Below are 10,679 nucleotides of genomic sequence, written 5' to 3'. Positions count from 1 at the left end.
GAACTGGCAGCCTGATGCAGTTAAGTAAGCGCATTTTACTCCAGCAACCACTCTTAATCGCGACGGTCCTGTTGCTGGGCCTTGGTTCGTTGTGCCTCGGACAATATCCGCTGTCGTTAAGAGAAGTCTTTTATCACCTGATGCACTATAGCGACGCTGAAGGGATTGCCGGTCAGGTTATCTGGACGGTCAGGCTACCGCGAATTCTGATGGCGCTGCTAGCGGGTGGGGCGTTGGGGTTATGTGGCGCGACGCTGCAAGGGGTATTTCATAATCCGCTGGTCGACCCGCATATTATTGGCGTGACGTCCGGGGCCGCTTTTGGCGGAACGCTGGCTATTCTGCTCGGCCTGTCGCCGTGGTTGATGATGGGTTCAACGTTTTTCTTCGGTCTGACGGCGCTGGTCCTGGTGTATGCCATTGCTGCGCTGCAGGGGCTGGAGAATACGCTGGTGCTGATCCTGTCGGGTATCATTTTGAGTGGTTTTTTTGCCGCGCTGGTGAGCCTGATTCAGTATCAGGCTGATACCGAAGAAACGTTACCCAATATCGTGTTCTGGCTGCTCGGCAGCTTTGCGACGGCTAACTGGCATAAAGTTCTGCTGTTGGCGATTCCAGTCGGTATCGCTGCGACAGTTTTGTACCAGCTACGCTGGCGGATAAACCTGTTATCACTCAATGATAAAGATGCCCGTTCGCTAGGCGTCGCGGTAGTTCCTCTGCGACGCAGCGTTTTGCTGTGCTGCGCTTGTTTAGTCGCCGCTCAGGTAGCGGTCAGCGGCAGTATCGCCTGGGTTGGGTTGGTTATTCCGCATCTGGCGCGTTTGCTGGTGGGGGTTGATCATCGTCGTCTACTGCCGTGCGCCTTCTGGATGGGAGGCGGTTTTATGATTGTGGTGGATGATATTGCGCGTACCCTGATGCACGCGGAGATACCGCTTGGGATCATCACCGCATTATTCGGCGCGCCGCTGTTTGCTTTTTTACTCATCCGCTCCAGCCGCCGGGGGACATCATGAAACCTGCCGCATTGCGTGTAAATACGCTTACCTATGGATATCGCACGCCGCTATTTGAGCCGCTTACATTCAGTTGTCAGAAAGGTGAGATCTGGGCTGTGCTGGGACGTAACGGTCTGGGTAAAAGTACGCTGCTCGATACGCTAACCGGCACGCTGCCAGCTTTGGACGGCAGCATTGAAATTGACGGCGGGATCGGGATTGTGGCGCAGCATTGCCACCTGCCATTTCCTTATACGGTGAGCGACGTGGTGCTGATGGGGCGGGCACAGCACGTGAAGCTTTTTGCGCAACCCAGCCAGCAGGATCAACTAAGAGCGACCCAGACGCTGGAGCAGTTAAATATTGCCCAGCTTGCTTCCCACTCGTTTAGCTCACTTTCCGGGGGGCAACAGCAACTGGTGATGATAGCCCGGGCGCTGGTGACGGAGTGTCAGACGCTGCTGCTTGATGAGCCGTGCTCCGCGCTGGATCTCGCCAATCAGCAGGTGGTGCTTCAGCTCATCAGCGATCTGGCCCATCTACAGGGATGCAGCATTCTTTTTTCGACCCACGATCCGCTGCATGCGTTACAAATAGCCACCCATACTTTGCTGCTGCTCCCCGAAGGAAAATGGCGGGCAGGGCCAACGGACAGCATTGTGACGGAAGAGAATCTGTTCCTGGCCTATGGCTTACCGCTGCGAAAACTCAGTCTGGAGAACCACCCGACTCCGTTTATCGCACCGCTGTTTTCTGTTCGTCGTTAAGAGGTAAGAATCCGGCGGCGGTAAGAAACGCCTGACCGCCGTTGGAGAGCATGAATTTAACCAGCGCCATCACCTCGTTGGATGCATCGAGCACCGCCAGTTGGTATTCGCAGCGAATATTGTGCTCATCAGGGATAGCTACATAATGCACGTCGGGTTGGGCGCGCAGCGTATTCGCGTAATGCGCGTAGCCGATAAACAGATCGGCCAGTCCCTGGCAAAGGATCCAGGCGCTCGCCAGTTCACCAGACGGGATTTTCACCGTATCACGCCCACCAACCAGCGGGATGGCGCGCGCCCGAAGCTGTTGTCCGAGTCCTGGCTCCAGTACATCCATATTGTCGAAAAATGCCCAGGTATAGTCTCCGGAAGGGTCGCAGCCGGGCGTGGATGTACCTATTCGTAGCGTTGGGTCGCGGAGCAAATCCAGCCAGGCGCCGTTTCGGTTGCTGACCAGACTCAGTTGATTCCAACTAAAGGTTTGCGTGAGGACAGCTTTTTGCAAAACCAGCAGGCGTTGCGGGTGCTCCCGATTGGCTGAGGCAAAGAGCGCACACGGTTCACCGGCTTCAATACGCTCGCGTAATAAACCTGCCGGACCATATTCCACCTTCACGTCTATTCCGCTATGGCGCGAGAACTGGCTTATTAAAGGGGCAAATGCCAGGCGTAAACTGCCCGCGGCAAACAGAATAATGGAAGAGGGCATGGTATCCGATCTCTGACGAAAAAGGGTTTGCGAAGAGGATAAATGATACGCGCTGAGCATAGAGTTTAGAAGGCTTTGGCGCATCGCTTTGTGCCAGCATCATACGGAGTAATGATTAAGCTTAAGGCTACGAACAGGGGAATAAAAAGAAATTATGAGGTGTAACGAAGGGAAATAGCACCAAATCATAGAAATAATTTGGTGCGTCCGAGTGGACTCGAACCACCGACCCCCACCATGTCAAGGTGGTGCTCTAACCAACTGAGCTACGGACGCAAGATGGTGCGTTCAATTGGACTCGAACCAACGACCCCCACCATGTCAAGGTGGTGCTCTAACCAACTGAGCTATGAACGCAACGTTGTAGGTGACAACGGGGACGAATATTAGCGGCACAGACCGAATGAGGCAAGAGGGAAATAGCATTTTTCTTCCTGAACTCACTCGATTGCAGAGTAATTAAGCAAGTTGATTATATTTTGTTGATTTTGCAGCGTGTTTTTTATTCAGGCTGTGCGCTGGGGCATAATGGGGACGGTTTGAATGACAGGTGCGCTCAGACTTTAAGCGCAGCAAGGATCGCGGTTTCTATTTTCTCAGGGGTAGTGAACGGCGCAAAACGCTTGAGCGGTTTGCCGTCACGCCCGATCAGGAACTTAGTGAAATTCCACTTGATACGCCCACCCAGCACGCCGGGTAATTCGTTTTTCAGGTAACGAAACACCGGATGCGTAGCCGCACCGTTGACTTCCACTTTCTCAAATATCGGGAAGCTCACACCGTAGTTGATGTGACAGGTTTGCGAGATTTCGTCGGCCCCGCCGGGCTCCTGATTACCGAACTGGTTGCAGGGGAAACCAAGCACCACCAGACCCTGCGCGGCGTACTTCTTGTAAAGCGCTTCGAGGCCTGCATATTGCGGCGTGAAGCCACAATGGCTAGCAGTATTGACCACCAGAACCAGTTTGCCAGCGTAGTCGGCCATAGAGACGGGCTCACCATGCAGACGGGTGGCTGTAAGTTGATAAAAGGTGATCATGCCGGAATCCTCAAATAAGATCGCATTACTCATTTTATTATGGTCGCAACTGTCTGATTAATAAACTGACCGTTGAAGTGCTGGCGATTTATTATTTTGTCGGGTTATCGCTAATGTTTTTAAACGCGTCACCCCAGCAGCATCGTTAGGTGACGACTAAAAATGGGGGGCGTGACGTTGTGCGCGATTGTCACTGGGACAAACACGTAACAGATATAAAAAAATCCACGCCTGGCGTGGATTTAGAGAGAGTGTGAGAGCAGGGGATTAACGTTCGTGCCTTGCCATTAGCAGTGCCAGGTCGACGAGGCGATTAGAGAATCCCCATTCGTTGTCGTACCACGCCAGAATTTTGACCATATTGCCGCCAATCACCAGCGTTGACAGGCCGTCGATGATGGATGAGCGCGGGTCACCCTGATAGTCGCTTGAGACAAGCGGTTCATCGCTGTAGCCGAGGATCCCTTTCAGTGGCCCTGTCGCGGCGGCGTCACGAAACGCATTATTGACCTCCTCTGCTGTAACATCCCGCTCAAGCGTTACGGTCAGGTCGACAATGGACACCACCGGAACCGGTACGCGCAGCGAGTAACCGGTTAAGCGACCATCCAGCTCCGGGATGACTTTGCCAAGCGCCTTCGCGGCACCGCTGGAGTAGGGGACAATCGACAATGCAGCGGCGCGGGCACCACGAAGATCTTTTTCCGGCTGGTCGTGCAGCGCCTGGCTGTTGGTATAGGCGTGGGTGGTATTCATCAAACCATGCTTAATGCCGAAATGTTGGTGCAAAACCTGTGCGGCAGGTGCCAGACCGTTAGTGGTGCAGCTACCGTTGCTGACGACAAAGTGTTTATCCGCGGAGTAGAGGTGATCGTTAACGCCCATCACGATGGTTAAATCATCGTTCTTACCGGGGGCGGAGATAATCACTCGTTTTGCGCCACCGCTGTGGATATGCACCGCCGCCTTGTCACGTTCAGTGAAGAAGCCGGTTGCTTCAATGACAATATCGACTTCACGCTGACGCCATGGGATGTTGGCTGGGTCGCGTTCGCTGAACACGGTAATGGATTTACCGTTAACCACCAACTGCCCCTCACCGGCGGTGACGTCGGCGTCCAGTTTACCGAGCAGCGAGTCGTATTTCAGCAGATGCGCCAGCGTTTTACTGTCTGTCAGATCGTTGATTGCCACGATCTGGATCTCCGGGTTACCCAGTGCAGCACGCAGTACGTTACGTCCGATACGGCCAAAACCGTTAATACCGACCTTTACCATGATGAACTCCTTATCTGTTGTCTCTGGAGTAAATTTAGGCCGGTCACGGGTTGGCGTAAATGACAAATAAGGATCACTTTACGCCATTTTACGACAATGAAAGCGTTGGCGATATTCACCAGGCGTCAGGTGAAGTTGTTTTTCAAACAGCCGTCGCAGGTTAATGCTGCTGCCAAATCCTGTTTGTTCGGCGATACGCTCCAGCGTCTCGTTGGTCTGCTCCAGACGCTGTCGTGCAGCGGCCAGACGGGCTTCGGCCACATAGCGTGCCGGTGATGCGCCCGTTTCCCGGGTAAACACGCGGGTGAAATTACGTGGGCTCATGGCGACTTTTTCCGCCAGTTTATCCACACTGAGATCGGCGGTCAGGTTCTCAAGCAGCCAAGCGAGCAGATCGTTAATCGGGCCCAGGGTGCTGGTCTGCTGAAGGTTGTAGCGGCTAAACTGGAGTTGTCCCCCGGGACGGCGCAGGTACATGACGAAATCCTGAGCGACGTCGCGCGCCAGACTGAAGCCGTAATCCTCTTCAACTAACGCTAACGTCAGGTCAAAGCCGGAACTGACGCCACCTGATGTCCAGATATGTTCGTCCTGAATATAGAGCGGACCGCTTTCGACGCGCACCTTAGGGAATTCTGCCTGCATAGTTTCCAGTAGCTTCCAGTGGGTGGTGGCTCGTCTGCCGTCCAGCAGCCCGGTTTCTGCCAGCAGCATCGCGCCGCCGCAAATGGATGCAATGCGGCGGGCGTGGGGAGCGGCAAGGCGTAGCCAGTCAACCACCGCAATTCCTTCCTGCGGGTTTTGACCTCTGCCAGTGATGATGATGGTATCGAGAGGTTCGCGAGGGTCTATCTCATGCAGGCGGTGATCTGCCAGTAAATTTAGGCCGGACTGACCATGGATCACCTGATGCGGTTGCGTTGTCGCTAACTGAACCTGGTAACACGTCTTCGTAGCGCCTTTGGGATGCAGGCGGTTGGCCTGCATCAGAATGTCGGCAATACCGGCGGACTCAAACAGCATACCGCCATCGGGAACAATAATGAGTATCTTCTTCATGTCCTGACAAGTAATCTTTTTACACAATAAGTCAATATTACATACTCAACTGGAAAAAGCCTTACCCGTGGCGTAGCGACATTACCGCCACAGGTCGATGGTTTGATGTTGACTCAACGGCGTTGCCTGAGCATCTCCCTTGATTAAGAATAGCGTTGCATTGACCCATTAAACTCACCGCGAGGAGCTGACGCTCCGCTGCACCAAAAATGGACTTGTTCTACAAGTCACTCTCCTGACGAGGTCTTATGAAAATCAGAAGGTTTAGTAATGGAGATGAAATTTCGTTGTTCAGCGTCTTTTTATCTTCTGTACATACCCTCGCATCACACTACTACACACAGGAACAAATAGATGCGTGGGCCCCAATGGATATCGACCCGGAACAATGGGCCAATCATATGAAGGAATTACGCCCCTTTGTTGTTGAAGTGGATGGTGAAATAGCTGGATATGCAGATGTTCAGCCAAATGGGTACATTGACCATTTCTTTGTCTCGGGAACCTACCCGAGACAGGGAGTAGGGACACTACTGATGAATCGCATTCATGAAGAAGCCAGACAACGTGGAATTGGCGAACTGACTTCAAATGTCAGTAAGGCTGCGGAGGCGTTCTTTCTACGACACGGCTTTCATGTTGTGGAACGTGGGTTTCCTGCCTGTCGCGGAGTGACATTACAAAATGCACTGATGCGAAAATATTTGGTGAAAAAATAGAAGATATTTGGGCTAAAGGCCCGCGATCAGCGAGGGCGGACACTCGGCTCTCTGCCGTATGCCATGACAGAGAGCACGCCAGAAATGAATGGATAGTTCTAGTTTGCTTTGCTGTTTTGACGGGATGTGACAATCGTCATTGCTGCCGCCGCCAGAAGTAAGAAACCACTCAAGCCAAAAGTACTGCGCCATCCCAGAGTGTCGAATACCAACCCACCTGCCGTTGAACCCAGTGCAATCGATAGCTGGATCACCGCAACCATTAAGCCACCACCCGCCTCTGCATCTTCGGGTAGTGCCCGCGCTATCCATGTCCACCATCCCGTTGGCGCAGCCGTTGCTAGTAGTCCCCACAGGCTGAGCAATACGGCAACAGCCCAGATGCTGTGTCCAACCAGCAGTAACGCCCCGGCAGTCGCAGCCATAAGCAGGGGGATCATGATTAAAGTCTGATAAAAACTTGTGTTCAGGAATATTGATACGGCCAGTGTGCCGACAAAACCCGCCACGCCTATTGCGAGCAAAATCAGAGAGAGACCAGAAGGGCCTACGCGGGTTACGGTTTCAAGAAAGGGGCGCACGTAGGTAAATAAGGCAAACTGCCCCATGAAGAAGAGCCCGCAGGCCAGGAGTCCCGCAGGGACAATGGTGATGCGGAACAGACGAAGCATAGATCTCTGGGATTTTTGTTTTTTATCGCTTTCCATCGATGGCAGGCTGACCCACTGCCAGATGAACGCGGCTATAGCCAGGGGAACGAGGCATAAAAAAGCCCCTCGCCAGCCCACGGTCGTCCCCAGATAGCTGCAAAGCGGTGCCGCTACAACGGTAGCCAGCGCGTTCCCACCGTTAAAAATCGCCAGCGCGCGGGGAACCTGATGCTGCGGAACGAGCCGAATGGCGGTTGCAGCAGACATGGACCAGAATCCACCAATGACCACCCCAAGCAGGGCCCTCCCTAGCATATAAACCGGATAGCTGGGTGCCAGGGCGACGACTATCCCCGATATGGCCATTAAAACCGTCAGCCCCTGCAGGAGATGTTTTCGGTTCAGATCTCCGGCAATATGGGAGATAGTCAGGCTGGTAATGACCGCCAGCGCGCCAGAGATTGCAATTCCCTGGCCAGCCAGCCCTTCGGTAATGTGTAAATCACTGGCAATAAGCGTAAGCAGGCTGACCGGCATAAACTCGGAAGCGATCAGCACAAACACGCACAGCGTCATGGCAAACACGCCCCCCCAATGCGCATGCTTTTTTTCGTAATGCGGTTTTAGTCTTACTGTGGACATTATCAGATCTCTTAATATCGAATCGGCCAGGTTCAGGCGCAGTCCGGACAGACGTCATTCAGGAAATAACGTCAAAACATGGATGAAAATGATCTGCAGGCGATTTACAGCCGCCTGCAAATATCAGGCGGCTTGGGGCGGTTATCTTAGGTTGGTATTGAAAAACTGCTCAAATTTAGCAAACGGAATCTTACCCGCAACGTTGTCGTACAGATCAACATGATTTGCCCCCGGGACAATCACCAGCTCTTTCTCATTGCTGCCGATCGCCCTAAAGGCATCTTCAGCAAAATAGCGTGAATGGGCTTTTTCGCCGGTCACGATAAGCGTGGGGATAGTGACTTCATTGGCGTAGCTCAGCAGCGGCATATTCATAAATGACAGCGGCATCGTCGCATTCCAGGCCCCAGTTGAGTTGACCGAACGCGCATGGAAACCACGCGGCATGCGATAATAATCAAAGAATTCTTTCAGAACCGGATTGGGATTTGCGGGTAACGTTTCTGGCAGAATACGTTTCGACGTACTGACGTTCCCCTTTTCATCAACATAAATGTCATGCCCGCCGGGCGCGAAAGCTCCGTTCTTCGCATCTTCCCAGCGCTGTGCGTTCAGATACTGTAATACGGCGCGACGATCCGCAGTGGTATAACGGTCTTTACCATCACCTACGCCATGCCCCATCGCACGGCTCATGTCATACATCACACTGGTCGCCACCGCTTTCACGCGGGTATCCATCGCGGCGTCGTTTAAGGCCATCCCGCCCCATCCGCAGATACCCAGTAATCCGATACGATTTCGATCAACCTCTTTTTGCAGGCCAAGGAAATCAACAGCCGCGCTGAAATCCTCGGTGTTGATATCCGGAGAGGCAACGTTACGTGGATAGCCACCGCTTTCCCCCGTATATGAAGGGTCAAAAGCCAGTGTAACAAATCCCTGCTCAGCCAACGTCTGCGCATACAGACCGCTGGACTGCTCTTTCACCGCGCCGAAAGGCCCGCTGATGGCAATGGCTGCCAGTTTGCGCTCGCCGCGATCCTTTGGAATGTAGAGATCACCGACCAGGGTGATCCCGAAGCGGTTCTGAAAGGTTACTTTACGGTGATTAATTTTCGTACTTTTAGCGAAGGTTTTATCCCATGTCTCGACCAGTGAAACTGGCGCGTTCGGATTGGTTGTATTGGCATAACTCATCGTTGTAACTCCACTTAATGATGCGCAGAGCAGCATGGCTGGTATCGCGGCTGTCAGTTTTTTGGTGAAGGCAGTCATCAAAATCCCCTCATAAAACGTGATAGATACAGGTTTCATACGGACAACACTGCTGTGCTTTGTTGCAATGCGAGCATTATAGTGAGCAGTAATAGTGCTTATTAGAGGGGTAAAATTGCTAGAATTAATACCATATTGTTCTAAATGGTGATGCGATAGCGAGGGAAACGTGATGGCGAAACGGGAAAACTATAATGATTTATACCTGTTCATGCAGGTGGTGCGGGAAGGGAGTTTTACCGCTGCGGCGCAACGACTCGGCCTGGCACAATCAGGTATAAGCCGTTCTGTACGCGAACTTGAAGAAAGACTGGGCGTTCAGCTTCTGGCTCGCACTACGCGTAGGCTATCGCTCACACATGCCGGCGAACAGCTCTACCGGACCATTGAGTCAGGATTCGACGCTTTAGATATGGGGCTTGCCACGCTGGCCCATTATCGCCAGTCCCCGTCAGGTACGGTACGGATTAATGCCAGTCAGCACGCTATTGATAAACTGCTCCTGCCAAAGCTTGCGGTGTTTAAGCAACGCTATCCTGACATCCGGCTGGAACTCATTAGCGAAAGTCGGTTTGTCGATATTATTGCGGAAAGATTCGATGCCGGTGTACGTCTCGGACCGGAAGTTGGCGGTGGCATGATAGCGGTCCGTATTTCCCCCGACATGGAGATGGCCATTGTTGGTACGCCAGAACACTTTCGCCGCTATGGCTTTCCACAAGTCCCGGCAGATTTGGCGGTTCATCCCTGCATCGCTTATCAATTTGGCGATGGAAGCCTCTATACATGGGAGCTTCAACAGGATGGTAAAAAAATAACGCATCAGCCGCAGGGACAATGGGCTTTTGCTGACAGTTATATGGAAGCCAAAGCCGCCAGACTGGGGCTGGGGCTGGCTTATGTTCCGGAAGAACTGGTGTCCGATGATTTAGAAGAGGGGTCGCTCATCAGAGTTTTACAACGCTACAGTCAACGCCTGGAAGGCTCATTTCTCTATTATCCGCACCGCAATGTGTCTCCCGCTCTGCGAGCAGTTATCGATACACTGAGAATTTATGAATGAAGGCCAGGCTGCACACGTGTCAGGGTAACGGGTCTGAGCGAGGAGCGGGCCTTATATACACATCCCCATTAACTTGAGTATGCTCCTCTGTGAATTTGTTTCGAAAATGATGTCGCTGATGTGTTTCATTCCCTGCTTTTTATAGAATTTTTGAGCACGTTCATTTTGTTCAAGAACCTCCAGCCATAAATATTTTTTCCCCTGACTTCGGGCAAGATCTATGACTTTATTAAACATTAGTTGACCGTAATGCTGATTCGTTTTGGTTGGGGCAAGGTAGAGTTTATTAAGTAAAACACCGCTGATGTCTGTATTCGGGATAGTTGCTTGCCATGTCAGCTTCACAAAACCAATCGGCTGCTCGATTTCAACTATATACCAGCTAATGTTTTTATCATTAATACTCTGCTCAATAACAGGAAGTGAATATTCACCCTCCAAATAATTATCAAATTCTGATTCTGACTTCCACAT

General features: G+C 52.2%; 11 protein-coding genes and 2 tRNA genes. 4 read left to right on the top strand and 9 right to left on the bottom strand.

Going from position 1 to position 10,679, the window contains the following annotated elements; translation table 11 throughout:
- Positions 1–14 precede the first annotated feature (14 nt).
- Together KQJ19_RS19865 and KQJ19_RS19860 are read left to right on the top strand one after the other, a co-directional pair.
- Positions 15–1,019, top strand: coding sequence for an iron ABC transporter permease (locus KQJ19_RS19865; protein WP_216404033.1), 1,005 nt, complete (start codon positions 15–17; stop codon positions 1,017–1,019).
- Positions 1,016–1,768, top strand: a complete 753-nt coding sequence (locus tag KQJ19_RS19860; RefSeq protein ID WP_103766252.1) for an ABC transporter ATP-binding protein — start codon at positions 1,016–1,018, stop codon at positions 1,766–1,768. Before KQJ19_RS19865 ends, KQJ19_RS19860 begins: the two co-directional genes overlap by 4 nt.
- Here KQJ19_RS19860 and KQJ19_RS19855 read toward each other — a convergent pair.
- The 6 genes from KQJ19_RS19855 to KQJ19_RS19830 all read right to left on the bottom strand — a co-directional run bounded on the left by KQJ19_RS19855 (position 1,737) and on the right by KQJ19_RS19830 (position 5,853).
- Positions 1,737–2,477 carry a substrate-binding domain-containing protein gene (locus KQJ19_RS19855; protein ID WP_216404032.1) on the bottom strand — a complete coding sequence of 247 codons (741 nt, stop codon included), beginning with the start codon at positions 2,475–2,477 and terminating at the stop codon, positions 1,737–1,739. The genes KQJ19_RS19860 and KQJ19_RS19855 overlap by 32 nt on opposite strands.
- Positions 2,478–2,676: 199 nt before the next feature.
- Positions 2,677–2,753: transfer RNA gene (locus tag KQJ19_RS19850), tRNA-Val, on the bottom strand.
- A gap of 4 nt (positions 2,754–2,757) precedes the next feature.
- Positions 2,758–2,834 (bottom strand) — tRNA-Val (locus KQJ19_RS19845).
- 199 nt (positions 2,835–3,033) lie between these two features.
- Positions 3,034–3,516, bottom strand: coding sequence for a glutathione peroxidase (locus tag KQJ19_RS19840; protein WP_016152944.1), 483 nt, complete (start codon positions 3,514–3,516; stop codon positions 3,034–3,036).
- Positions 3,517–3,783: 267 nt separating this feature from the next.
- Entirely contained in the window at positions 3,784–4,794 is a 1,011-nt protein-coding gene (gap, locus tag KQJ19_RS19835) for a type I glyceraldehyde-3-phosphate dehydrogenase (RefSeq protein ID WP_047417734.1), read from the bottom strand.
- A 78-nt stretch (positions 4,795–4,872) separates the two neighbouring features.
- Positions 4,873–5,853, bottom strand: a complete 981-nt coding sequence (locus KQJ19_RS19830; RefSeq protein WP_153690405.1) for a helix-turn-helix domain-containing protein — start codon at positions 5,851–5,853, stop codon at positions 4,873–4,875.
- Between the two features lie 248 nt (positions 5,854–6,101).
- Here KQJ19_RS19830 and KQJ19_RS19825 point away from each other — a divergent pair, with 248 nt between their 5' ends.
- Positions 6,102–6,572 (top strand): GNAT family N-acetyltransferase, encoded by a 471-nt coding sequence (locus KQJ19_RS19825; RefSeq protein WP_216404031.1) that lies wholly within the window; start codon positions 6,102–6,104, stop codon positions 6,570–6,572.
- 98 nt (positions 6,573–6,670) lie between these two features.
- Here KQJ19_RS19825 and KQJ19_RS19820 read toward each other — a convergent pair whose 3' ends face one another.
- Both KQJ19_RS19820 and KQJ19_RS19815 read right to left on the bottom strand, forming a co-directional pair.
- Entirely contained in the window at positions 6,671–7,864 is a 1,194-nt protein-coding gene (locus tag KQJ19_RS19820) for an MFS transporter (protein ID WP_216404030.1), read from the bottom strand.
- Between the two features lie 141 nt (positions 7,865–8,005).
- Positions 8,006–9,142, bottom strand: a complete 1,137-nt coding sequence (locus KQJ19_RS19815; protein WP_216404029.1) for an alpha/beta hydrolase — start codon at positions 9,140–9,142, stop codon at positions 8,006–8,008.
- Positions 9,143–9,314: 172 nt separating this feature from the next.
- Between KQJ19_RS19815 and KQJ19_RS19810 the strand changes: the two genes are divergently transcribed.
- Complete coding sequence (locus KQJ19_RS19810; RefSeq protein WP_016152950.1) at positions 9,315–10,205, top strand: LysR family transcriptional regulator; 891 nt, start codon at positions 9,315–9,317, stop codon at positions 10,203–10,205.
- 51 nt (positions 10,206–10,256) lie between these two features.
- Here the strand turns inward: KQJ19_RS19810 and KQJ19_RS19805 are convergent.
- A partial coding sequence (locus KQJ19_RS19805; RefSeq protein ID WP_216404028.1) for a GNAT family N-acetyltransferase occupies positions 10,257–10,679 on the bottom strand: 423 nt, incomplete at its 5' end.

The sequence above is a fragment of the Citrobacter sp. S46_ASV_140 genome, from assembly GCF_018919545.1.
Lineage (GTDB): Bacteria > Pseudomonadota > Gammaproteobacteria > Enterobacterales > Enterobacteriaceae > Citrobacter > Citrobacter braakii.
This window is presented reverse-complemented; position numbering and strand designations above follow the sequence as displayed.

What these genes read in the sequence shown, in the direction of transcription:
- KQJ19_RS19865 (WP_216404033.1), top strand. Translation starts at nt 15, where the DNA reads ATGCAGTTAAGTAAGCGCATTTTACTCCAGCAACCACTCTTAATCGCG.
- KQJ19_RS19860 (WP_103766252.1), top strand. Translation starts at nt 1,016, where the DNA reads ATGAAACCTGCCGCATTGCGTGTAAATACGCTTACCTATGGATATCGC.
- KQJ19_RS19855 (WP_216404032.1), bottom strand. Translation starts at nt 2,477, where the DNA reads ATGCCCTCTTCCATTATTCTGTTTGCCGCGGGCAGTTTACGCCTGGCA.
- KQJ19_RS19840 (WP_016152944.1), bottom strand. Translation starts at nt 3,516, where the DNA reads ATGATCACCTTTTATCAACTTACAGCCACCCGTCTGCATGGTGAGCCC.
- gap (WP_047417734.1), bottom strand. Translation starts at nt 4,794, where the DNA reads ATGGTAAAGGTCGGTATTAACGGTTTTGGCCGTATCGGACGTAACGTA.
- KQJ19_RS19830 (WP_153690405.1), bottom strand. Translation starts at nt 5,853, where the DNA reads ATGAAGAAGATACTCATTATTGTTCCCGATGGCGGTATGCTGTTTGAG.
- KQJ19_RS19825 (WP_216404031.1), top strand. Translation starts at nt 6,102, where the DNA reads ATGAAAATCAGAAGGTTTAGTAATGGAGATGAAATTTCGTTGTTCAGC.
- KQJ19_RS19820 (WP_216404030.1), bottom strand. Translation starts at nt 7,864, where the DNA reads ATGTCCACAGTAAGACTAAAACCGCATTACGAAAAAAAGCATGCGCAT.
- KQJ19_RS19815 (WP_216404029.1), bottom strand. Translation starts at nt 9,142, where the DNA reads ATGACTGCCTTCACCAAAAAACTGACAGCCGCGATACCAGCCATGCTG.
- KQJ19_RS19810 (WP_016152950.1), top strand. Translation starts at nt 9,315, where the DNA reads ATGGCGAAACGGGAAAACTATAATGATTTATACCTGTTCATGCAGGTG.